Below are 22972 nucleotides of genomic sequence, written 5' to 3' on the forward strand. Positions count from 1 at the left end.
AAAAAGAAAAAAAACCATAAAAAAAAGCCCGCTGGACTACAGCGGGCTTTTTTTATGCTGACACACCTGTAACAGCACATGTGTTATTCGTACTATTTCAATGAAGCGAGGCTTTCGCGAAGGGTTTCGATCTTAGCCTTGGCATCTGCTTCTTTCTTCTTCTCCATGGCAACTACCTGCTCAGGAGCATTGTTCACAAAACGCTCGTTCGAAAGCTTTTTCTGTACACTCTTCAGGAATCCTTCGGTATACTTAAGCTCTTCTTCCAGCTTTTGAATTTCCTCTTCTACGTTCACGGCTCCTGTCACAGGAATAAAATACTCGTTGGAACGCACGCGGAACGACAAGGCCCCTTCCGGCTTCTCTTCCACATAGGTAAGGTTTTCTACATTCCCCAGCTTGGAGATCACAGGATCTAAGTGGGTCCCTGCCTTTTCGTTATTGAGCACCATCAGGTCGATAGTGTTCTTAAAGGCGATGTTCTTCTCCTTACGAATATTTCGTATCCCGGAGATCACCCCCGCTGCCAGATCAAAGTCGGCGATAAGATCGGCATCTACAGCTCCTTTTTCAGGCCATGATGCGATGATCAACGCATCTTCGGGAGTTCTCACTTTCATAAGCTGCCAGATCTCCTCGGTAAGGAAAGGCATGAACGGATGAAGGATCTTCAGGTTGTCTTCAAAAAGTGAAAGCACCTCCTCATAGGTCTTCTTATCGATAGGTTGCTGATAGGCCGGCTTTACCATCTCAAGCAGCCAGGAACAGAAATCGTCCCAAATAAGCTTATAAGTCGCCATAAGCGCATCAGAGATCCTGTACTTATCAAATTGATCTTCAATATTTTCCAGGGTAGCATTAAATCGGCTCTTATACCAACTAATAGCGCTCTTGGCTACCTCCGGTTGCTCCAGGGTGTCGCTTACCTCCCAGCCTTTTACCAAACGGAAGGCATTCCAGATCTTATTGGCAAATCCTTTCCCCTGCTGACAAAGGCCTTCATCGAACAACAGGTCATTTCCCGCTGCAGAACTCAGCAATAATCCAACACGAACCCCATCGGCTCCGTATTCCTTGATCAATCCTAGAGCATCGGGCGAATTCCCAAGTGATTTTGACATCTTACGACGTTGCTTATCGCGAACAAGTCCGGTGAGATATACATTACTAAAAGGCTTTTCTCCCCTAAACTCGTAACCGGCAATGATCATACGAGCCACCCAGAAAAAGAGGATGTCCGGACCGGTAACCAGGTCATTGGTCGGATAGTAATATTCGATCTCTTCATTTTCGGGTTCCAAAACACCTCCGAAAACACTAATAGGCCATAACCACGAAGAGAACCAGGTATCCAGAGAATCTTCCTCCTGTCTCAAGTCATTTACTGTGAGACCGGCATTACCCGTCGCCTCTTTAGCCTTTTCCAGGGCCTGCTCCACCGTTTCAGCCACTACGAAATCATTTTGTCCGTCGCCGTAGTACCATGCAGGGATCTGATGTCCCCACCACAGCTGGCGCGAAATGTTCCAGTCACGGATATTCTCCATCCAGTGGCGGTACGTATTTTCAAATTTCTTAGGAAAGAGCTTTACGTCTTCATCTTCAAGCACCGCTTTGATCGCAGGCTTCACCAACTCTTCCATTTTCAGGAACCACTGCTCAGAAAGTCGGGGCTCGATAACTGCCTTGGTACGCTCTGAGGTTCCTACTTTATTGACGTGGTTTTCGGTCTTTACCAAAAATCCTTTTTGTTCCAGTTCTTTAGAGATCGCCTTACGCACATCAAAGCGATCCATGCCTTCGTAATGCATTCCGAAGCTGTTCAGGGTGGCATCGTCGTTAAAGATATCGATCACCTCCAGTTGATGCTTCTCCCCTAACACCTTATCGTTCTCATCGTGGGCCGGGGTCACTTTAAGACATCCCGTACCGAATTCCAGGTCTACATACTCATCTTCGATGATCGGGATCTCCCTGTTCACCAATGGTACGATAGCCTTTTTCCCTTTAAGGTGGGTATAACGCTCATCGTTAGGATTAATACAGATAGCAGTATCTCCAAGGATGGTTTCCGGACGCGTCGTGGCAATGGTCACTTTTTCATCACTTCCAACGATCGAGTATTCCAGGTAATATAACAGCCCCTGACGTTCTTCGTAGATCACCTCCTCATCAGAAAGGGTGGTCTTGGCTTCCGGATCCCAGTTCACCATGCGATGACCGCGATAGATGAGTCCCTTTTCATAGAGGTCAACGAACACCTTGATCACCGAGGTCGACATATCGTCGTCCATCGTAAACTTAGTACGATCCCAATCACATGAGCATCCCAATTTTTTAAGCTGCTCCAGGATCACTCCTCCGTACTCTTCTGTCCAGTCCCAGGCGTGTTTCAGAAATTCTTCACGGGTAAGGTCGCTCTTATTGATCCCATGCTCCTTCAATCGGGCCACTACCTTGGCTTCGGTTGCGATAGATGCGTGATCGGTTCCGGGCACCCAACAGGCGTTAAACCCTTTGAGTCTTGCCCTTCTTATCAGGACATCCTGTATGGTATTGTTGAGCATATGCCCCATGTGCAATACCCCGGTCACGTTTGGCGGAGGAATTACAATGGTGTAAGGCTCCCTACCATCAGGTACCGAGCGAAAATAATTGTGCTGCATCCAGTATTCATACCACTTACCCTCAACGGTATTGGCCTCGTATTTAGAAGGAATATTCATCTTCGGAAACTGTGTTTTGGCATTAAAGTTGCAAAAGTAGCCATAAGGGCAGGATTTTAAAAGAAAAGATTAAATTTTGAAGACTGTCTAAAATCGATTACATTTACTTTTCACTTAAATCTTATAATGATGAAAAAATTACTAATGCTTTTATTTGTGGGACTCACCTACCTCAGTGTGTCTGCACAGGAAAAAGTAGCCAAGATCGAATTTAAGAGCGATGTTATCGACTACGGTGAGATCGCCCGAGGCAGTGATGGAATACGTGTGTTCGAATTCACGAATACTGGAGACGCTCCTTTGATCATCTCTAAAGTAACTTCATCCTGCGGATGCACCATCCCGAAGAAACCGGAAGAACCGATCATGCCAGGAGCAACTGGCCAGATCGAAGTTAAATACGACACGCAAAGAGTTGGGCATATCAGAAAGACCATCATGGTAACTTCTAATGCCGCTACCCCTAAAGTCCCATTAAAAATTAAGGGGCAAGTAATGCCGGACTCAGGAAAATAAACACCTGCTTAACACACCAAAAGGCTCGCCATCGCGGGCCTTTTTTTATAACAATAAAAAACACTCCTCTTCCGATATGAAAATTATGATCAGCCTACTCGCTTCCATCGCGTTCACGCTAAATATGAATAGCCAGTCAGATCATGAATTTATATTTAGCCTGCATTTCCAGGATTATTTTGACAACGATACGGTTAGCTTTCACATTAACGACCGCAAGGTGTTTCAGCATGAAATTCTGGATAGCGATAAATCGGTCGGAATTACCGATTTCACTTATACTGCCTACAAGAAAGGAGACACCATCGTGATCTATCGGAATAAAACACGGGAAAGCACATGGGTAATTTCAGAAAAAGCTACGTTATCATTTACCATTCTTATAAATGATGTGAAGACAATTATTCCGGTAGATCTAAAAAGAGGAACCTTCCTGGGGATCGAAAAAGGAATTGATGGCCAGGTCTTATTAAATCAGGCTACCCGGGCCTTCTTTTACGATTAGCAATAAGGCGCACTTCGGAAAGTAGCATCTCAAGAAAACGGTTCACAAATTCTGATTCCGCCTTAAGATCAATGCTTAGAATACCGAAACGGATAACGGTCTTTTTTAGACTCCCGTTCCCGGTTGTACACCAGCAAATGGTCTTTATCTTCCTGTACTTCGCGGTAGCCCAGCAGGTGAAAGACCGACTTAGCCATAAAACGCGCCACCTTAAGATCGACCCTTAATCCGTTCTTTGTACTGTCGATCCACTCCACCCCTGGCAGCGCTGCCAGCAAACTGTCTAATTTCATCAACCTGAACAAGGCCGAAAGTTTGAGCATCGGATAAGGTACTTTTCTAACAAAAAAATAGCCGTCTTCCCCCTGCTGCTGATAGAGCGGCATAAATATGATGGTCGATTCCGGGGCTACCAGGGTCTGCCCTTTACTTTCTGCCAATAATGCGCCTTCTTCTATGGATTGGAAATTCTGAAATCCGGGAAACATCTTAAAGCCTTCGTCAGGTTTAAGGGCATAGCGAAAGGTGACCTCATAGAAATTCTGGTAACCCCGGGTAATATCGGCCAGACGTTTTCGATGGGCAACTCCAACTCCTTCTGGCAACTCCAAAACGCCTGCTACATCCAACACCAGCCAAAGAAAACTCTCGGCATTCAACACCGATTGTTCTGCATCGTGACTTCCCGCTTCAAATCCGAGACTCACAAACCCCAGCTGGTTGATAAAGCTAAGCAAGGCACCCCGCAAGTATTCTTCGATACCCAGCACCACCGGCACAGGAAATACCGAGGTAAACCGTCGGTTGATCAAGGCATCGTCTATGGTGATAAAAGGTATGGAGGCCGCAGAGGTGGTATGAATATCAATAAAATATAAGGGGCCTTTTACGTGATTGCTTATATCGGAGATGATCCCGAGCAATTCCCGGCGGTCCTTGTGTTCTGAGACCTTGGTGCCTCCCAGAACAGGACCTGAAAATAGGTTTCTTGACCACACGCGATTAAGGTCCTTATCTATAAAACGCTGTCCGCGTCTAATGGCGGGAATATTCCCGCTTAAGATATAAAGCGACCCTTTAAAGTTTGCCGCTCTCAGCGCATCCTTCATGCGGGCCACGGCCTTAAGTCCGGCTTGTTCATTCCCGTGAACACCACAAAACACAACCACACAAGGGGCTTCGGCACTTTCGTAATGTTCATAGATCACCCTGTTTATATCTTTAGCTACAGGTAGTATGGTCGATTTGGTTTCAGACATCATTCTTGGTTATTATTCCTACCAGGTATCCCTCCTGAACTACGGGTAAGCTCCCGATATGATGAAGCAACAGCATCTCTCGCGCCTTGCTTATGTGTTCGTATGGAGAAATGGTGATCACATTCTTTTTCATAATACTGGCCACGCATAACTGCTCCAGGTCGCCTTCGGTCTGGTCGAGATCGGTCGTGGTCACGATCCCTCGTAACACCCCCTTATCATCGATCACCGGCATATGATGGATCCCGCGCCAAAGCATCAACTGTTCAATGAACCCCGCATTATCGTCGATCCTTACCGTTTGCACATTACGGTTCATATATTGATTAACGTACTTTTCTGATTCCAGCTTTATATCCATATCCTCTTTCAACACCTTCCAGGCCGATACGGGAATCCCCCTGAACTGATAGGTGTGAATGGCTGCACTAAGCGCCCTGCAGGCATCGGTTTTCTTCATATGGGTTCTCAGGGCACGGTAGCTTTTACGCATCCAGGTACTACCATCCTGATGGTGGATGCGGTTACGGATCACCCTCAGGAAGTAGGAGGCGTCTTCATGATCCACCCCACAATCTATAAGTCCTCTGTAAGCTATTGGGATCAGGACCTCTTCGAGTAGCGTATCGGCGGCGATCAATTCGCCGGCCCAATGAAACCGCGTCGCCATTCCGTGTCTCGCCGCCTGAAGAAAATTACTTTTCACATCACGGAAATCGTATTTAAGATGAAGGTCATCATATTGCTTCGGACGCCCTTTCATGAGTCCTACCCAAAACGCCATATTGGCCACCTCATCGGTCACGGTAGGTCCGGCAGGCAGGTACCTGTTCTCGATCCTCAGGTGTGGTTTTCCTTCGGTAACCCCATAGCAAGCGCGATTCCAGCGGTATATGGTTCCGTTATGCAGGTTAAGCGCCTTGAGCTTAGGGATCTTTCCTTCGGCCAGCTGTTCATCGCTAAAGCCTTCAAAATCGGAAGTTAACAAGCTGCGAAAACGCAGTACCTCCTGTTTGAACAGGTCGGCAACATTCTCCGGCGCCCAGTTATCGCCAAAGCTAACGCGGGCTTCCCGTTCATTCAGGTAAAACGAACTCGCCCGGGTATCAATACTTTGGGTGAAAAGTGCGATACGGGTCTCATCCCAGAGCTCTTTTCCCAGTAATAAAGGAGAATTGGTACAGATACTCAACACTGGTCCGGAGATCATCTGCGCCCAGTTATAACTATTGCAGAAATCTTTGGCACCTATCTGCAGGTGGGCCTGAAAGCTCGTATTACACCCTTCGAACAATACCGAATCGTGTTTAAGGGATACCTCATCAATGCCCTTGATATGCAGATCGAACTCCCGCCCGCGCAGTTCACGCATGAGCTTATTCAAAGCGTGATACCGGTCTATAGGAGCCATATAATCTATACGCAGATGCTTCAGGCTAATAGTGGGCAGAATACCCGTGAGCAGCACTTTAGTATCCAGCTCTGCTCCTTTTTCGGCCACGTATTTAAGGTCGGCCCTCAGTCCGCGCAAGAGCGTCCTGAAGCATTTCCCCTCTAACACGAGCGGATCCAGATTGATCTCCAGGTTGTATTTGGCGATCTCCGTAGTAAAACGTTCGTTATCGAGCCTTTCCAGTAATTCCATGGCCAGAGGTGCCGGATACCAGTTGCGGTCTACCAAACACAATTCCTGCTCGGCGCCGATACGAACCACATCTTCTTCGATGAGGCCTTGCCGGCAAATGGTTTCTAACGCCCGAATATCGGCGAGCAAATGCTCGTTATAGCGTTTACGCTCTTCGACAGAGTCAATTTTACGCACGACTTTAATTCCCATATCCCAGATTTTCCTGCAGGAAATTAGTCCAAATCCCCGATGAATTCTATGATAATTATCAACTCGAAAGGATTGAAAATCAATTAAAGGACTTCGCGAAGCGTGAAGGCAAAGGTTAACCGCTCACCATTGCGGTCCACCTCGAGACGCACGGTTTTTCCCGGCTTTTTATTCAGCATTTCTTTTACCTCCTGAATATTGAAATTATGGGTTTCTTTTCCATTTACACTCAGGAGCACATCTCCTTCCCGCAGACCAACTTCCTTCGCTGGACTTTCTTCTCTAAGGGCAGCGATCTGTAAGGCCGGTTTTAACTGCAGGGAAAGGGCTTTGGACATCGAAAAAACAACACCCCCATCGTTAGTTCCCGAACGGTCCTTGAACACGGTACCGAGATTAGACATTGTCGTTTCGGCCACCATACGCATGCCGTTATGTTCCAGCTCGATACCGCTCATGTTGTAGTGAAAAGGATCTTTAAAATTGGAATTCTTCGTGAGGGTGATACGTTCATACGGATAATCGATGACGAGGTTGAAACGCTTGAGGATCTCCGACCCCAGGCTACCACTGCGGCCACCAGAAAACGTAATGTGCTGCACACTGGTCGAATCGGGAAATGCCACCTTGGCATCTTCGAACTCAAAATTCCCGATCTGAAACCGATCGATCCTGGAGCGCTTGCCGTAGACCTCTCCACTGAGCCCCCTGCCCATGTAGTCGTCAAAATGCTTTTCGGGAACTTCGATCCCTCTGTCGCTGTTCTCAAAAAGCCACAATGCATCAGAGCTACCACTGTCTACCAACAGGTACACCGGGGTATTCCCTTCTTCACCAAACCCGACCTCAGCCTTAACAAATGGTTTGTTCCCAATAATGTCCAGACGATAGGTTTCACAGTTCTTGCAATTCTTATATCGGTATTCCTCCGGATCATGAAATCGCAGAACCTTACGGTTGTATTTCACTTCCACAATAAAATTCTTGAGGAGATCGTAACCTATGATCCCGTGAATAGGAATCCCCAATTGGGGTGAAAAATTAATATCACTGTCCAGGAGCATATACAACTCCTGGCGGCTGTTCATCAGGTTCTTCAGCCTGAACGTATTCCCTGTAGACCTGACAGCCTTGATGGGCTCCCCCTCCCCTAATCCCTTAACCATAATGGTTTCGGCATTGCGAAGTTCGAGTCCTTCCTCTCCGGTCACATTGAACATAATAGGCGTGCTTACTCCGGTATCGAGAATAAACGACAACGCTACCCCGTTAACTTCTACGGGAACAATGATCAGGTTATTGATGAATTGAAAACGGATGGTCTCCCGGCTCTCACCTGCCTTTAAATGATATCCCTGCTGGGCCTGTAATGAAGAAAAGGCCAACGCAAAGAATATCCATATGACTTGGATTGAACGCAAAATTGACAATAGATTGATGAATGCTATTCAAGATACACATTATTATAGCTTTTGACTATCTGTTTAACACACTTTAACGAGCGGAATTTTACCCTGAAAACCGGCTATAATATTGAAATATATTTTGCAAATTTGCTGGCGTTAAACCGGAAGGATATGCCACAAATTTCAACCAAGGGCCAGGCGATGCCCGAATCTCCAATTAGAAAATTAGTTCCCTTTGCAGAAGCTGCTAAGAAAAAAGGAACACACGTATACCACCTGAATATAGGTCAGCCTGATATCAAAACCCCGCAGGTAGCGCTTGACGCGATAAAGAACAACACGCTGGAAGTACTCGCTTACAGTCCAAGTGAAGGTACAGCCTCTTACCGCAGTAAGATCGCAGAAAACTTTAACCAAAAGGGTATTGCAGTAAAACCGGAAGAGATCATTGTCACCACAGGTGGATCGGAAGCTTTGTTATTCACCATGGGAAGCATTTGTGACCCGGGAGATGAAGTGATCATCCCTGAACCCTTTTACGCCAATTACAACGGATTTGCTACGGCATCGGGAGTGACGGTGGTCCCGGTAGTTTCCAAGATCGAAGATAATTTTGCCCTGCCTCCTATTGCAGAGTTCGAAAAGCTTATTACGTCAAAAACACGTGCTATCCTCATCTGCAACCCCGGCAACCCGACCGGTTACCTGTACTCTGCAGAAGAGATCGCAGAGCTTGCAGCCATGGTAAAAAAATACGACCTCTTCCTGATCGCAGACGAAGTATACCGCGAGTTTACCTACGACGGCAGGTCGCACGTATCCATACTGGAGCGCAAAGACCTTGACGATCATGCCATCGTTGTCGACTCGGTTTCTAAACGCTACAGCATGTGCGGGGCACGAATCGGATATATGATCTCCAGAAATAAGGAAGTCATGACCACGGCTCTCAAATTTGCCCAGGCACGACTCTCTCCCCCTACCTTTGCGCAGATCGCCGGAGAGGCAGCTCTCGAAACGCCTCAGAGCTATTTCGACGAGGTGATCACAGAGTATGTAGAACGCAGAGACCTGTTGATCAAGGAACTTTCTGAGATCGATGGCGTAAGAGTAGCCGTTCCGCAAGGCGCCTTTTATTGTATCGCCGAACTTCCGGTGGAAGATGCCGACGATTTTGCTAAATGGCTTTTAGAAGATTTCAACATTGACGGGGAGACCATCATGGTTGCTCCGGCTGCAGGCTTTTATTCCACACCGGGGATCGGATCGAACCAGGTGCGTATTGCATATGTCCTGAAAAAGGAAGACCTTTCAAAGGCAGTAAACATCCTGAAAGAAGGCCTCAAAAAATACAATGGATAATCTTTTTCAAAAGAACGTATCACTAAAACCATACAACACCTTTGGCATTGATGTCAAGGCCGCTCAATTCTTCTCTGCAAAAACGGTAGAAGATCTGCGCGAGGCCCTACTTAACGCCCCGGGTGAAAAATTCATCCTGGGTGGGGGAAGCAATATGCTACTCACCCGGGAGATCACCAGCCCCGTGATACACATCGCACTCAAGGGCATTGAGATCATCTCACAGACCAAAGAGAAGGCCCTTGTACGAGTTGCAGGAGGTGAATCCTGGCATGAATTCGTGCTTTGGGCTATTGCCAACGACCTTGGCGGGGTAGAGAACATGTCGCTTATCCCCGGAAATACCGGTACCGCCCCTGTACAGAACATCGGAGCCTACGGGGTGGAGCTCAAAGACGTTTTTCACAGCTGTGAGGCCATGTCTGTAAGCACCGGAGATCTTAGAACCTTCACCCTAGAAGAATGTCAATTCGGATACCGCGACTCGATCTTCAAAAGGGAGATCAAAGGCCAGTACGTGATCACTTCGGTGACCATGGAGCTCACCACCAAAGGACATCATAAAATAAATACCGCATACGGGGCCATAACCAACGAGCTGGAACGAATGGGGATCAACAACCCGGAGATCGGAGATGTCTCCAGGGCAGTTATTGCCATAAGGCAAAGCAAACTTCCCGACCCTGCTCAACTGGGCAACAGCGGTAGTTTCTTTAAAAACCCCATCCTCCCGAAAGCCACCTTCGAAAAACTACTAGAAAATAGTCCCGAGCTCCCTCATTATCCCGCCGGAACCGATATGGTAAAGGTTCCCGCAGGTTGGCTTATTGACCAGTGCGGACTCAAAGGCTATCGGGAGGGCGATGCCGGCGTACATGAGAAACAGGCCCTGGTATTGGTGAACCACGGTAACGCCAGTGGATCCGACATCCTGAGACTTTCAAGATACGTACAGGAGAAAGTACAGCAAACCTACGGCATCTCTATAACCCCCGAGGTCAATATATTTTAACCCCCCTTCTTCACGCTGACCCTCAGCGTATTACATTAAATTGATACCTTTGCTCATGGCAAAAGCATTATTATTTTGTTACTTAGTAATTCTGTAACCCCTGTTTTACCTAAAATAGAATAGCATGAGCAAATTGCTTGAAAGAAATATCATTGATCTGCTCCGGGAACGGAACGAGAAAGGTATGGAATTGCTCTTCGATCACTATGGCGACACCCTTTTTGGGGTAGCCTACAAAGTCACTAAGGATGAAGATCTGGCTAAGGATGTGGTACAACTGAGCCTGATGAAGATCTGGGACAAGATAGACACCTACAACCAGGAAAAATCAAAGCTTTTTACGTGGATATTTCGCATTACGAGGAACACCGCCATCGATAAATTGCGTAGTGCAAATTTAAAAAGCGATCAGGAGATCCAAATCGAAGTTTCTGACGTATATAACTTAGGGACTGAATCGGTTAATCCGGATCACCTGGACCTGAGAAAGCATTTAGCCTCACTCGACGAGAAGTACCAGGTGGTGATGGAAGCCTTGTTTTTTCAAGGCATGACCCAACAGGAAGCCAGCGAAGCACTAGATATGCCGCTGGGAACCATCAAGTCAAGATTAAAGATCGGCCTGAGAGAGCTCAGAAAGATCTACGACCCGGCCCTGGTTATTTTGATATGTAGTATGTTGATGAATTATTTACCATGAAAGAAGCTGTGAAAATTTTTCTGGAGGAAGATATTCTGGAGCGTTACGTGATGGGCGCTGCAGATTATGAGGAGAGCCTCCAGGCCGAGCACTTTATTTCTACTTACCCCCAAGTAAAAGAGGAATACGATAAGTTACAGGAAGACCTGGAACAATTCGCTCGCGCCTACGCCAAACCCCTTCCTGCATCCGTGAGGAACTCCGTGCTGGAAGAGATCAAGACCCAAAACACATCTGAAGTAACATTTGAAGCACCAAAGAAAAAGTTCGCTACCTGGTATATGGCTGCCGCCATAATCAGTACGCTTCTTATGGGGGCAGCGACCGTTACCCTATGGAAGCAAAATCAAATGCTCAATTCTGAGAAACACAATATCACAGAACAGGTCAATTTGCTTAAGAACGATATCGTAGAGACCAATTCCAAAATGGAAGTGCTCAAAAGTAAATTCGCCGTATTAAGCGATCCGGATACCAGGCAATACGTTTTTGAAGGAAACGAAAGAGCCAAGAATCTGAGGTCTGTTGCCTATATCAATCCGAAAGACGGACTAAGTGCCATTAACATCGTATCGCTACCCGATCTGCCTAAGGAGAAGGAATTTAAGATGTGGGCAGAGGTCGACGGTAATATGGTACTTCTCGGAGTACTCGAAAAAGCCGATCAAAAGCTCATGTCATTACCTTTAACAGATAAAGCCTCGAGCATACAGATCACCATCGATAATAAAGGAAATAAAGATTTTGCCGCCATCGATACCGAGGTAGCAAGAATCGATTTCACCAAAGAGTGAACCGGCTATTGAAAACAGCTATAAAAGCAGTAAAACCCTACGTTTTGCTGCTTTTTTTTATGTCACTCATCAGCTTCCGTGAAGCGCTGTTAAATGGCAAATTTTTAACTGCTTAAGAAATATGATATCTGCGGATTTTCGTATTTTTGCCACAAATTTGAATGTATGAAACTCGTATTGATAAGTGTCGTATTATTAGCAATTGCTTTTGCAGGAATCGCCATTAAGATCTGGGCCAAAAAGGACGGTAAATTTGCAGGAACCTGCGCCAGCCAATCGCCATATCTTAACAAGGACGGTCAGGCCTGCAGTTTCTGTGGAAAACTACCCGAGGAGCAAGAATGCAAAAGCCCCGAGCTTAACTAACCGCTTCCCCTCCCTACGTTATCCCATTTCAGAGCGCGCCGGATCTGCTATGGGTTTTCAGAATCCTGAAAAACTTCTGAGATCCCACAGATTTCTTATATTTAAACGACATCAAACACCATCCTTTTGGAGCTCACGCCGGAACTGATAACATCACATATAGAAAAAGCCAGACAAGGAGATCAGAAGTCCTTCAGTTTTCTCCTTAACTCTTTTTGGAACTACGTATACGGTTATCAACTGCTCCGCACCAAGGATGAAAACCTTACGGAAGACATTACTATAAGAACCTTCACCAAAGCCTTCGATAAGATCGAAACCTACAAGGAAGAGTACGATTTTAAGACCTGGCTTATCACCATTTCCAAGAATATTCACATCGACCTGTTGCGTAAACAAAAAAGTAGAGGGGAGCACAAAAGGCAGGGCGAGGACGAAAGCGGTATTTACGAATTACCCGACGACACCCCTACAGCAGAAGACCAGCTTATTAAAGAGCAGCACCTTGCCTCCCTGCTGGAAGACATTAAAAAACTGAAGCCACACTATCAAAAAGTGATCAACCTGCGCTACTTCCAGGAATTGTCGTACCAGGAGATCTCTGACGAACTTGCAGAGCCGCTAAACAGTGTAAAAGTGAAGCTGCTTCGGGCGAGAAAACTCCTCGCAGAGATCATTAAGCAGAAATAAAAACCTCACCCCTTTTAAATTTCCGTTATAATATTGTCTGAAAAACATTATTTTTCAGAAAACTAACCAACCTATGCATTTTCTGAAAAGAATAGGCCCCGGCCTACTTTTTGCCGGTGCAGCCATCGGGGTTTCTCACCTGGTCCAGTCTACACGTGCCGGTGCCTCTTTTGGGTACGGACTGTTATGGGCCCTACTCCTCGTTCACCTTTTTAAATACCCTTTCTTTCAATTCGGCCCCAGATATGCCCTGGCTACAGGAGAAAGTTTACTGGAAGGCTACCTTAAATTAGGAAAGGGCGTACTCCTGGCGTATTTCACCATTACCCTGGCCACCATGTTCACTATACAAACAGCAGTGACCATAGTTACAGCAGGGTTGGCGGCCAACCTCTTTGGCATTACTGCAGATCCGGTGATCTGGAGCGTGATCATTACCGTGATCAGTACGGTGATCCTTTTACTGGGGCATTACAAACTCTTGGACCGCCTTATGAAATACATCGTGCTCACCCTTACCCTCTGCACCTTGCTGGCGGTGATCATCGCGCTAAGAGGAGAGCAATCGCCTCCCCTTACCCAGGTATTCCCTACCGAAGCCGCCTCCGTAGCATTCCTCATAGCATTTATGGGATGGATGCCTGCCCCCATGGACATATCGGTCTGGCATTCGCTGTGGGCAATAGAAAAGAAAAAGATCCAACCCGATTACCAGATCAAACATGCCCTTGGCGACTTCAATCTTGGCTACCTCAGCACCATCGTACTGGGGATATTCTTCCTGAGCCTGGGAGCCTTGGTCATGTTCGGTTCAGGAACCACCTTCAGCCCGGGAGCAGGTGCCTTTGCCGGTGAGTTCATCGACCTGTATACCTCCAACCTGGGCAGCAATACCTTTTTGATCATTGCACTATCCGGATTTACAGCCATGTTCAGCACCACCCTCACCACCCTGGATGCCTCCCCCAGAACCATGGCCAGGGCCACGCAATTGCTCACAGGGAGAAAAACACCCTTTAACTTCGTATTCTGGATCGCGATCCTGGCAACGGGAACTATAAGCATCCTGCTATTCCTGCGGTCAGAAATGAAAACCCTGATCGATCTGGCCACCATCCTTTCGTTTGTTACGGCTCCGTTTTATGCCATTGTCAATTACACATTGGTGACCTCCCGCCATATGCCGGAAGGCGAAAGACCTCATACGTCTATGCGCATATTAAGTTGTGCAGGGATCTTATTCTTATCGGGATTCAGTATTTGGTATATCACAACCCTTTAAGACATTTTATGATCTGAACTTTGTATCTTTGCCGGAAGAAAATTTCAGCTATGAGTACAGAAACTGTATCCAAAAGTGTTGCACCAAAAAAAGGTAAACCGAAATGGCTGCGGGTAAAGCTGCCCACAGGCAAGAAATACACCGAGCTTCGAGGCCTGGTAGATAAATATAACCTCCACACTATTTGTACCTCAGGAAGTTGCCCGAACATGGGTGAGTGCTGGGGAGAAGGTACCGCCACCTTCATGATCCTCGGAAACACCTGCACCCGTTCCTGCGGATTTTGCGGAGTGAAGACCGGGCGTCCGGAAACGGTAGATTGGGAAGAACCCGAAAAGGTAGCCCGATCGATCAAGATCATGAAGATCAAGCACGCCGTGATCACCTCTGTAGACCGTGACGACCTTAAAGATATGGGGTCTATTATCTGGGCAGAGACCGTGAAGGCGATCCGAAGAATGAACCCCGAAACCACCCTCGAAACCCTTATTCCCGACTTTCAGGGCGTAGAACGCAATATTGATCGTATTATCGAGGTAGCTCCTGAGGTGGTATCTCACAACATGGAAACCGTAAGAAGGTTAACCCGTGAGGTTCGTATCCAGGCAAAGTACGACCGAAGCCTTGGCGTACTTAAATACCTGAAAGAACAGGGGATCAACAGAACGAAATCGGGCATCATGCTCGGTCTTGGGGAAACCGAAGAAGAAGTGATCCAAACCCTTCACGACCTTAAGGAAGCACAGGTAGATATCGTAACTATCGGTCAGTACCTCCAGCCTTCGAAAAAACACCTTCCGGTACGTTCGTTCATCACTCCCGATCAGTTTGACAAATACCGTCAGATCGGTTTGGACCTTGGGTTCCGCCATGTAGAAAGTGGAGCACTGGTGCGTTCGTCATACAAGGCTCAAAAACATATTGAATAAATAACACCAACACTATACTCACCCCGCCACGGCGGGGTTTTTTATCTTTAACCACCACACCTTGAAGAAGATCGCTATCGGAATAAACGGCTTTGGCCGCATCGGAAGAACGCTTTTCCGCATTTTACAAGACCACCCATTTATTGAGGTAACAGCTATAAATGACCTCGCCGATGCCCGTACGCTGGCCCATCTCTTAAAATACGACAGCATACACGGAGTCATGAAAGCAGACATTACTCATGCTTCGGGAAGGATCATTGTGAACGGCAGGGAGATCCCCTTATCCAACGATCGCACCCCGGATGCCATCGCATGGCCCGAAACTGTGACTCTTGTAGTGGAGGCTACCGGGAAGTTCAAAACCAAGGCCTCCCTTGAAGGTCACCTCAAGAACGGAGTAAAAAAGGTGATCCTGAGTGTCCCCCCCGAAGATCACGACATAAAAATGGTCGTATTAGGCGTTAACCAGCACGAGATCACCGGAGAAGAAGATATTATTTCCAATGCTTCCTGCACCACCAACAATGCGGCCCCGATGATCAAGGTGATCAGGGACCTTTGTGGCATCGAGCAGGCGTATATCACCACCGTGCATTCCTATACTACCGATCAAAGTTTACACGATCAACCACACCGGGACCTGCGAAGAGCCAGGGCTGCCGGACAAAGTATTGTGCCCACCACGACTGGTGCTGCGAAAGCACTCACGCAGATCTTCCCCGACCTGGCCGATGTGATCGGTGGCTGTGGTATTCGCGTTCCCGTTCCGGACGGATCCCTAACCGATATCACCCTGAACGTAACCCGGGACACGAGTATCGAAGCGATCAACAACGCTTTTAAGGAAGCAGCCTCCACCACTTTAAAGAACATTTTGGTGTATACAGAAGACCCGGTAGTTTCGGTAGACATGATCGGAAATCCGGCATCGTGTACCTTCGATGCCCAAATGACCTCAGTGATCGGAAAAATGGTTAAGATCATTGGGTGGTACGATAACGAGTACGGTTACAGCAGCAGAATCGTCAATTTAATTGAACTGTTAAGTCAGAAATAGCTATATTTAATTTTCTTAACTTACCTCTATGCGGTTCATTATACTCCTCATAGCACTACTTTTCGCACCCTTTTCCGGGGTGGCACAGACCGACCTCATCAACAAGGACAGTCTGCAAGGCATCATTGAAAAATTTTACAAACAAAAGAATCTGGCCAACTACGAAGGAGCCCTTACAGAGCTCAACCGGGCAACAGAGCTGGCTTCGATCATAGATGACGAGAGGGTACTCGTTGACCTGTATAACCTGAACACCATCCTCAACCTGGAGTTCAACAAAAACATAAGCCCCTCTCTGAGCTTGCGGCTGGCTAAGGACGACCTCAACGGTTCAGGCACCTACCCCCAGGCCGATGCTCTGACTTCGGTTCTTGCAGCCTATGTTCAAGCCAGGAACAACAACCCAGGTAACGCCCTCAAAGAGGTAAACCGCGCCAAAGAACTCCTTGCCAAGGTCGACCCGGAATTACTCAATCCCAACACACAGACCTCAATCAATTTCTATTTAGGTCTCACCTATAAGGAGCTGGAGAACTACGCTAAGGCCAAGGTTTATTTCAGTAAGGTAGGTCAACAAGAACACAGCTTCGAAAAAGAATACCTCAAAGCAATGTCAAATCTGCGCATGGCCGAGATCTTTTTCGAGAATGACAATTTTGCAAGTGCCCGCCCACAGCTGGAAAATGCCTTACAAATAGCCTCTGCACGAGAGTACCCGAAGATCTTAAAAGACGCCCACTTGCTCAGTTATAAGATCCTTGAAGAACAAGGAGAATACCAGAAGGCGTTGTACCAATTTAAACAAGCCGATAGCATTATTGCCTTGTACTTTAATCCGGATATCCTGCAATCACAGGAAAGAGCTTCCCACGAGAACGACATCGAAATGATGCAGCGAACGTTTGATGAACTGAATGCGCAAATAAAGCAAGGGGAAGCAACCTCCAACAAACAAAAGCTCACTACGGTTCTGAGTTCTGCCCTGCTTATTATTATCTCTTTACTTACCATCTCCCTTTACAGGAACAACCAGATCAAGATCAAATCGAATGACCTTCTGATCATCAAGAATAAAGAATTACAGTTGGCTAAAGAAGAGGCCGAAAAGGCGATGAAAGCCAAAAGTCAGTTTCTTTCTACCGTGAGTCACGAGTTACGCACGCCACTCTATGCGGTTACCGGACTCACCCACCTGTTGCTGGAAGAAGACCCTAAAGAAAGTCAGAAGGCACACCTGAAATCATTAAAATTCTCCGGAGAATACCTGCTTGATTTCATCAATGACATCCTTCAGATCAATAAGATCGACGCCAATAAGGTATCTCTCGAAAATCAGCCCTTTGACCTGCGCAACTCCCTTGAAGATGTATCGCATTCACTGGAGCAAACGGCCAGAGAGAACAACAACCGTATTGAACTGGATATTTCTCCTGACATACCTCCGAAGATCATTGGAGATTCACTCAAACTCTCACAGATCTTCCTGAACCTGGTCGGAAATGCACTAAAATTCACCAATAACGGTACTGTAACCCTTAAAGCCCTTACCACAGAGAAAACCGATAAATTGATCAAGATCCATTTCGAGGTGGTCGATGAGGGGATAGGGATCTCTAAAGAAATGCAACAAACCATTTTTGAAAGCTTCTCTCAGGGATCGGTACAGATCAACCGTAAATACGGGGGTACCGGTTTGGGCCTCACGATAGTCAAGAGCTTGCTAGGTCTCTTTAACAGTGAGATCGACCTGGAGAGTGAACTCGGAAAAGGAAGCCGTTTCTTTTTTGATATCACCTTCGATCTTCCTGAAGAAAAGGTGGCAGTGGCCGAAAAAGAAGAAACTCCGGAGCCCTTGCCTGTCATGGAAAGCACCGACCTCGACATTCTTAAAGGCCTCCACATTCTCATCGTGGAAGACAATAAGATCAACCAGGTGATCACCAAAAAAATGCTCGATAAAAAAGATATCACCTGTGAGATCGCCAATGACGGATATGAGGCTGTAGATATGGCAAAAAGCAACGAATACGACCTCATACTCATGGATATTCATATGCCCGGAATTAGCGGACTCGTTGCTACGGGGCAGATCCGGGAATTCGACACGAACATTCCGATCATTGCACTTACTGCCATCTCCCTCGATGAGAATACCGATGATTTCTTTGAGGCCGGATGTACAGACATCATCACCAAGCCTTTTAAACCGGATACCTTTTACCATACCATAGCCCGCGTTATTGGAGACTCAAGGGCCAGCGTCTAGTAAAAACAGAAAGTTTCTAGTTTGAATACCCCGCAATAAAGGAATTGAGATGTTCCAGGAACTGCTCTTCCCGGTCGAGTAATCGCAACTTAATGGGCAAGTACCAAAGGTCGTCCAATTGGTCTTCCAGCCGCATAAAGTCTTTTTCGGTAGTGAAATTGAAGCTATTCTTTTTTAGCACCTTTATTTCATGGGGTGCAAAATTATGATGGTCCGGATATCCCAGGTGCTTAAACTCAAGGTCCAGCGACTTCAAATAATGCAATAGCGGTCCCGGGGTCGCAATACCCGTGATCAGGCTGGCGTCCTGAGGTATGGCGGTAAGCGGCAACTTTTCTCCCTTTTTGTTGTACAGGTATTGATCGTAATCGATAGTGGCAAAATACACCTCCTGCCCGGGCAAGGGATCCAAATGTGCTTTTACATCTTTCATCTCGGTGTCCATGAGATGCGAAGGACACTTAGTTACCACGATAATATCGGCCCTGGCAGCCTGGTTCTTCGTATCTCTGAGATTTCCTGCCGGCAACACACGATCGTCTACATAGAGATCGCCATATACAGTTAGCAGGATATTTAATCCCGCTGTTACCTTGCGATGCTGAAAGGCATCATCCAACAGAATAACTTCGGGAGCCACCTCTTTCAGTAGCATAGCGATACCCTCTGTCCTGTTGGCATCGACCGCAACCGCCACTTCCGGAAACTTCCGAAAGAACTGAAACGGTTCATCGCCCAGATCTTCAACCCTGGTATCGGGACCGCCCAGCACATAGCCTGAAGACCTCCGCTTATACCCGCGACTCAGCAGTGCCGTCCTGTACCGGTCCTTGATATGATCGGCAATAAATTCGGTCATTGGGGTCTTTCCCGTACCCCCTACCCTGAGATTTCCGATACAGATCACGGGAAGATCGTATCGCTTTGTGGCAAACCAGCCCCAGTCGTAGCATTTATTGCGCACCAGGATCACAGCTCCATAAAGCCAAGTAAAGGGAAGTAGTATTTTTCGCCAGGCACGCACAATAGCGAAATTAGAATAATTATATTTGAAAATAAAACCTGTCTATGACAATAAAGCAGATCACCGATCACATTGAGGCTTTTGCGCCCCTGCCCTATGCTGAAGATTTTGACAACGTAGGCCTGTTGGTAGGCAATGCCCATGCAGACTGCACCGGGGTTCTGGTTTCCCTCGACACCCTTGAAGCGGTGGTCGATGAAGCCATCGAAAAAGCGTGCAACCTGATCGTGAGCTTTCATCCCATTATTTTTAGCGGACTCAAAAAGATCACCGGAAAGACATATGTAGAAAGGGTGGTATTAAAAGCCATAAGAAACGATATTGCCATTTATGCCATACACACGGCACTGGACAATAGCTTTGAAGGCGTTAACGCCAGGATCTGTGATGTATTGGGATTAAGCAATAAGAAGGTACTTATTCCTCAAAAGGCAACCATCAAAAAACTCACCACCTTCGTGCCCGTTGAACATGCCGAAAAACTTCGCCAGGCCCTATTCGAGGCCGGCGCCGGTAACATAGGCAATTACAGCCATTGCAGCTTTAATCTCGAAGGTGACGGCACCTTTAAAGGTGAGGAAGGTGCAGATCCGGTATACGGAAAAAAAGGTGAGGTACATACCGAAAAAGAGGTCATGGTAGGGGTAACCTATGCACGTCACACCGAATCTCAGGTACTGCAAGGTCTTTTTAAAGCCCACCCGTACGAAGAGGTGGCTTATGAGATCCATACCCTGGAAAACACCAACCAGCATATCGGGATCGGAATGACCGGTACCTTTGAAGCTCCAATGGAAGAGACAACATTCCTGGATCACGTGAAATCGGTTTTTAAAACCGGCTGTGTGCGACACTCAGCCCTTAGAGGAAAACCGGTAAAAAAGGTAGCTGTATTAGGCGGAAGCGGAGCCTTTGGTATAGGTAATGCCCTGGCTGCCGGTGCCGACGCCTACATTACCGGAGACCTTAAGTATCACGACTTTTACAAGGCCGAAGGCAAGATCCTGCTCGCTGATCCGGGTCATTTTGAAACGGAACAATATACAAAAGAACTATTAGTTGAGCATCTTAGAAAAAAAATCCCTAATTTTGCAATCGTTTTATCAGTTTGCAATACAAATCCCGTCAAGTATTTATAATTCATATGGCAAAGAAAACAGACGTAACCGTTGAAGAAAAGTTAAGGACACTTTACGACCTTCAGCTCATAGATTCCAGGGTAGATGAGATCAGAAATGTAAGAGGAGAACTTCCTCTTGAAGTGGAAGACCTGGAAGATGAGGTAGAAGGCCTGAATACCAGGTTAGAAAAGCTGAACGGGAATCTTGACGATATCCACACGGAGATCGCCAACAAGAAGAACCTGATCGAAGAAGCCAAGTCGCTGATCAAGAAGTACAGCGAACAACAAAAGAACGTTAGAAATAACAGAGAGTTCAACTCGCTTTCCAAAGAGATCGAGTACCAGGAGCTTGAGATCCAATTGGCTGAAAAGCACATCAAGGAATTCAAGGTACAGATCGAGCAGAAAAAAGAGGTTATCGCTCAGACCAAAGAGCGTCTGACCGAGCGCGAAACGCACCTTAAGCACAAGAAAGACGAGCTGAATGATATCCTTGCAGAGACCGAGAAGGAAGAAAAAGCCCTGATCGAAAAGAGCGAAGAATACCAAAATCAGATCGAAGATCGTTTGCTACAGGCGTACAAAAGAATTCGCGGAAGTGTGAAGAACGGACTGGCAGTAGTGCCGATCGAGCGTGGCGCTTCAGGAGGTTCTTTCTTTACCATTCCACCACAGGTGCAAATGGAGATCGCTGCCCGCAAAAAGATCATCATCGACGAGCACAGTGGTCGTATCCTTGTAGACCCTGCTTTGGCAGATGAAGAAAAAGAGAAAATGCAAAACCTTTTCGAATCGTTCTAAGAAGGTTTTCCAAATATTGAAAAAGGCCGCTGATCTCAGTGGCCTTTTTTTATGCTATCAATTATAATGGGCAAATCAACCGGATGATCACCAACGCCCTCCGTTGTAAACACCTACGCTAATATTTGGCTGTACCCTGGGTCCTCCCGGCCCCCAAACCACATCGACTCCCGCACTGGTACCCCAGTGAGAATTTCCGCAACCTGCCAGACTAAATCCGGCCAGTAAAACGATCGCTATGATCAGGGCATATCTGTACTTTTTCATCTTTCTACTTTTTAATTCACATTATTTCTTTTGTACACAAACGATAGCTCCTGCAGGATCCTGAAAGATCCCGAACTTCCCGTCACGTATGTCTTCTGCAGGCTCCAGCACAATAAAAGCGCCACCTTGCTCAGCGCGTTCAACAACCCCGGAAGGGTCCGACACCAGCACATAAGGTACCCATTGTGTCCCCTGGTTGGTTATCGGATTCTCAATCATTCCCGCGATCTTCTCTCCATTGTTCTCAAACACCCAATAGGGTTTTCCATCAACCTCCTGATCATTTGTAGCCACTCCGAAAGCAGTCTCATAAAAGCTTTTTGACGTAGCGGGATCGTCGGCCCATAGTTCCGACCAGGCGAGAGGATGTTTGTCGGCCATACCACCACCGCTAAACGCGGGATCAACATTTCCGATAAAGGCAAATTCTTCTCCTTCAGCCCCTTCCAGAACTACCTGGGTTCCACGACCGGGTATATTCGCCGGCGGCAGGATCACCCTGCCTCCGTTCTGCTTCACCATGTCAACCCTTTGCTCAAGGTCATTTACAGGGATCAATTTGATCCATACGGCCTGATTGGCTCTCGGAACTTCTATAACACCTCCTATTCGGGTCCCTCCCGAATAGATACCGGCCAATCGCAGCCCCTTAACTTTTATATCCTTAAAGGTCCACCCAAATACCGATTCATAAAACTTTTTGGAGGCATCCAGGTCCGGGGTCACCAGATCATGCCAAATAAAAGGCCGGGTAGGCGCCTCCTCCCCGGTAGGCTCTGGAATATCTTCATAGGCAGACAAGGTCAAGAACAAGATCACGATCAGGGGCCATTGAAGATACCGTGTACATTTCATTGCTGGTGGTTTTAATTTATTAAGAAGGTCTAACGTACCTCTAGTCAAGCCGTTAAACCCTTTGTTAAAGATAAAACAACCAAAATAAAAATCCTACCAACCACCTGATCCATAGCTGTTTACACCTCGAGAGATCATAAACTATGGATGATTAGTGATGCGAAATGCGTAGTGCGGGATGCGTACAGCGTA

The 22972-nt window shown here is 46.8% G+C and carries 21 protein-coding genes; 14 read left to right on the top strand and 7 right to left on the bottom strand.

From position 1 onward, the window contains the following. Positions 1 to 92 precede the first annotated feature (92 nt). Positions 93 to 2726, bottom strand: coding sequence for a valine--tRNA ligase (locus IS446_RS02500; protein WP_203058229.1), 2634 nt, complete (start codon positions 2724 to 2726; stop codon positions 93 to 95). Positions 2727 to 2855: 129 nt separating this feature from the next. Here IS446_RS02500 and IS446_RS02505 point away from each other — a divergent pair, with 129 nt between their 5' ends. Both IS446_RS02505 and IS446_RS02510 read left to right on the top strand, forming a co-directional pair. Further along, positions 2856 to 3242, top strand: coding sequence for a DUF1573 domain-containing protein (locus tag IS446_RS02505; protein WP_203058231.1), 387 nt, complete (start codon positions 2856 to 2858; stop codon positions 3240 to 3242). Positions 3243 to 3318: 76 nt separating this feature from the next. Continuing rightward, a complete protein-coding gene (locus IS446_RS02510; protein ID WP_203058233.1) occupies positions 3319 to 3747 on the top strand; it encodes a hypothetical protein in 429 nt (142 codons plus the stop codon). 68 nt (positions 3748 to 3815) lie between these two features. On the opposite strand, the gene IS446_RS02515 is transcribed toward IS446_RS02510, so the two are convergent. The 3 genes from IS446_RS02515 to IS446_RS02525 form a co-directional block, all read right to left on the bottom strand. Next, the gene (locus tag IS446_RS02515) at positions 3816 to 5009 is read right to left on the bottom strand and encodes a M14 family metallopeptidase (protein WP_203058235.1); all 1194 of its coding nucleotides are present in this window, start codon (positions 5007 to 5009) and stop codon (positions 3816 to 3818) included. Continuing rightward, positions 4999 to 6843 carry a CBS domain-containing protein gene (locus IS446_RS02520; RefSeq protein ID WP_203058240.1) on the bottom strand — a complete coding sequence of 615 codons (1845 nt, stop codon included), beginning with the start codon at positions 6841 to 6843 and terminating at the stop codon, positions 4999 to 5001. Before IS446_RS02520 ends, IS446_RS02515 begins: the two co-directional genes overlap by 11 nt. 83 nt (positions 6844 to 6926) lie before the next feature. Further along, positions 6927 to 8264 carry an aspartyl protease family protein gene (locus IS446_RS02525; RefSeq protein ID WP_235996376.1) on the bottom strand — a complete coding sequence of 446 codons (1338 nt, stop codon included), beginning with the start codon at positions 8262 to 8264 and terminating at the stop codon, positions 6927 to 6929. 156 nt (positions 8265 to 8420) lie between these two features. Here IS446_RS02525 and IS446_RS02530 point away from each other — a divergent pair, with 156 nt between their 5' ends. The 10 genes from IS446_RS02530 to IS446_RS02575 all read left to right on the top strand — a co-directional run bounded on the left by IS446_RS02530 (position 8421) and on the right by IS446_RS02575 (position 18710). Continuing rightward, positions 8421 to 9611 (top strand): pyridoxal phosphate-dependent aminotransferase, encoded by a 1191-nt coding sequence (locus IS446_RS02530; protein WP_203058242.1) that lies wholly within the window; start codon positions 8421 to 8423, stop codon positions 9609 to 9611. Further along, positions 9604 to 10623 carry a UDP-N-acetylmuramate dehydrogenase gene (gene murB / locus IS446_RS02535; RefSeq protein WP_203058245.1) on the top strand — a complete coding sequence of 340 codons (1020 nt, stop codon included), beginning with the start codon at positions 9604 to 9606 and terminating at the stop codon, positions 10621 to 10623. Before IS446_RS02530 ends, murB begins: the two co-directional genes overlap by 8 nt. A 124-nt stretch (positions 10624 to 10747) precedes the next feature. Further along, positions 10748 to 11323, top strand: coding sequence for an RNA polymerase sigma factor (locus tag IS446_RS02540; protein ID WP_203058247.1), 576 nt, complete (start codon positions 10748 to 10750; stop codon positions 11321 to 11323). Beyond that, a complete protein-coding gene (locus tag IS446_RS02545; RefSeq protein ID WP_203058248.1) occupies positions 11320 to 12117 on the top strand; it encodes an anti-sigma factor domain-containing protein in 798 nt (265 codons plus the stop codon). The genes IS446_RS02540 and IS446_RS02545 overlap by 4 nt, the downstream gene beginning before the upstream one ends. Before the next feature lie 165 nt (positions 12118 to 12282). Beyond that, positions 12283 to 12483, top strand: coding sequence for a membrane or secreted protein (locus IS446_RS02550; protein WP_203058249.1), 201 nt, complete (start codon positions 12283 to 12285; stop codon positions 12481 to 12483). A 126-nt stretch (positions 12484 to 12609) separates the two neighbouring features. Next, positions 12610 to 13173, top strand: a complete 564-nt coding sequence (locus tag IS446_RS02555) for an RNA polymerase sigma factor (protein WP_203058250.1) — start codon at positions 12610 to 12612, stop codon at positions 13171 to 13173. Positions 13174 to 13246: 73 nt separating this feature from the next. Next, positions 13247 to 14455 (top strand): Nramp family divalent metal transporter, encoded by a 1209-nt coding sequence (locus IS446_RS02560; RefSeq protein ID WP_203058253.1) that lies wholly within the window; start codon positions 13247 to 13249, stop codon positions 14453 to 14455. A gap of 50 nt (positions 14456 to 14505) precedes the next feature. Then, complete coding sequence (gene lipA, locus IS446_RS02565; protein ID WP_203058260.1) at positions 14506 to 15384, top strand: lipoyl synthase; 879 nt, start codon at positions 14506 to 14508, stop codon at positions 15382 to 15384. Positions 15385 to 15445: 61 nt separating this feature from the next. Next, a complete protein-coding gene (gene gap, locus IS446_RS02570; RefSeq protein ID WP_203058267.1) occupies positions 15446 to 16444 on the top strand; it encodes a type I glyceraldehyde-3-phosphate dehydrogenase in 999 nt (332 codons plus the stop codon). Positions 16445 to 16472: 28 nt separating this feature from the next. Further along, on the top strand, positions 16473 to 18710 hold the full coding sequence (locus tag IS446_RS02575; protein WP_203058269.1) for a response regulator: 2238 nt from the start codon (positions 16473 to 16475) through the stop codon (positions 18708 to 18710). 16 nt (positions 18711 to 18726) lie between these two features. On the opposite strand, the gene lpxK is transcribed toward IS446_RS02575, so the two are convergent. Then, positions 18727 to 19734, bottom strand: a complete 1008-nt coding sequence (lpxK, locus tag IS446_RS02580; protein ID WP_203058271.1) for a tetraacyldisaccharide 4'-kinase — start codon at positions 19732 to 19734, stop codon at positions 18727 to 18729. Between the two features lie 44 nt (positions 19735 to 19778). Here lpxK and IS446_RS02585 point away from each other — a divergent pair, with 44 nt between their 5' ends. After that, on the top strand, positions 19779 to 20873 hold the full coding sequence (locus tag IS446_RS02585; protein WP_203058276.1) for a Nif3-like dinuclear metal center hexameric protein: 1095 nt from the start codon (positions 19779 to 19781) through the stop codon (positions 20871 to 20873). Between the two features lie 5 nt (positions 20874 to 20878). Next, positions 20879 to 21658 carry a zinc ribbon domain-containing protein gene (locus tag IS446_RS02590; RefSeq protein WP_203058277.1) on the top strand — a complete coding sequence of 260 codons (780 nt, stop codon included), beginning with the start codon at positions 20879 to 20881 and terminating at the stop codon, positions 21656 to 21658. 87 nt (positions 21659 to 21745) lie between these two features. Here IS446_RS02590 and IS446_RS02595 read toward each other — a convergent pair whose 3' ends face one another. Then, complete coding sequence (locus tag IS446_RS02595) at positions 21746 to 21925, bottom strand: hypothetical protein (RefSeq protein WP_203058278.1); 180 nt, start codon at positions 21923 to 21925, stop codon at positions 21746 to 21748. A gap of 21 nt (positions 21926 to 21946) precedes the next feature. Beyond that, positions 21947 to 22780, bottom strand: coding sequence for a VOC family protein (locus tag IS446_RS02600; protein WP_203058279.1), 834 nt, complete (start codon positions 22778 to 22780; stop codon positions 21947 to 21949). Positions 22781 to 22972 lie beyond the last annotated feature (192 nt).

It is taken from the genome of Robertkochia sediminum (genome assembly GCF_016786255.1).
In the GTDB taxonomy this organism is placed as follows: domain Bacteria; phylum Bacteroidota; class Bacteroidia; order Flavobacteriales; family Flavobacteriaceae; genus Robertkochia; species Robertkochia sediminum.

Excerpts from the sequence above, each read along its gene's own strand:
- lipA (WP_203058260.1), top strand. The coding sequence starts at position 14,506 with ATGAGTACAGAAACTGTATCCAAAAGTGTTGCACCAAAAAAAGGTAAA.
- IS446_RS02585 (WP_203058276.1), top strand. The coding sequence starts at position 19,779 with ATGACAATAAAGCAGATCACCGATCACATTGAGGCTTTTGCGCCCCTG.
- IS446_RS02550 (WP_203058249.1), top strand. The coding sequence starts at position 12,283 with ATGAAACTCGTATTGATAAGTGTCGTATTATTAGCAATTGCTTTTGCA.
- murB (WP_203058245.1), top strand. The coding sequence starts at position 9,604 with ATGGATAATCTTTTTCAAAAGAACGTATCACTAAAACCATACAACACC.
- IS446_RS02505 (WP_203058231.1), top strand. The coding sequence starts at position 2,856 with ATGAAAAAATTACTAATGCTTTTATTTGTGGGACTCACCTACCTCAGT.
- IS446_RS02530 (WP_203058242.1), top strand. The coding sequence starts at position 8,421 with ATGCCACAAATTTCAACCAAGGGCCAGGCGATGCCCGAATCTCCAATT.
- IS446_RS02600 (WP_203058279.1), bottom strand. The coding sequence starts at position 22,780 with ATGAAATGTACACGGTATCTTCAATGGCCCCTGATCGTGATCTTGTTC.
- IS446_RS02510 (WP_203058233.1), top strand. The coding sequence starts at position 3,319 with ATGAAAATTATGATCAGCCTACTCGCTTCCATCGCGTTCACGCTAAAT.
- IS446_RS02520 (WP_203058240.1), bottom strand. The coding sequence starts at position 6,843 with ATGGGAATTAAAGTCGTGCGTAAAATTGACTCTGTCGAAGAGCGTAAA.
- IS446_RS02540 (WP_203058247.1), top strand. The coding sequence starts at position 10,748 with ATGAGCAAATTGCTTGAAAGAAATATCATTGATCTGCTCCGGGAACGG.
- IS446_RS02575 (WP_203058269.1), top strand. The coding sequence starts at position 16,473 with ATGCGGTTCATTATACTCCTCATAGCACTACTTTTCGCACCCTTTTCC.
- IS446_RS02560 (WP_203058253.1), top strand. The coding sequence starts at position 13,247 with ATGCATTTTCTGAAAAGAATAGGCCCCGGCCTACTTTTTGCCGGTGCA.
- IS446_RS02545 (WP_203058248.1), top strand. The coding sequence starts at position 11,320 with ATGAAAGAAGCTGTGAAAATTTTTCTGGAGGAAGATATTCTGGAGCGT.
- IS446_RS02500 (WP_203058229.1), bottom strand. The coding sequence starts at position 2,726 with ATGAATATTCCTTCTAAATACGAGGCCAATACCGTTGAGGGTAAGTGG.
- IS446_RS02515 (WP_203058235.1), bottom strand. The coding sequence starts at position 5,009 with ATGATGTCTGAAACCAAATCGACCATACTACCTGTAGCTAAAGATATA.
- IS446_RS02595 (WP_203058278.1), bottom strand. The coding sequence starts at position 21,925 with ATGAAAAAGTACAGATATGCCCTGATCATAGCGATCGTTTTACTGGCC.
- IS446_RS02590 (WP_203058277.1), top strand. The coding sequence starts at position 20,879 with ATGGCAAAGAAAACAGACGTAACCGTTGAAGAAAAGTTAAGGACACTT.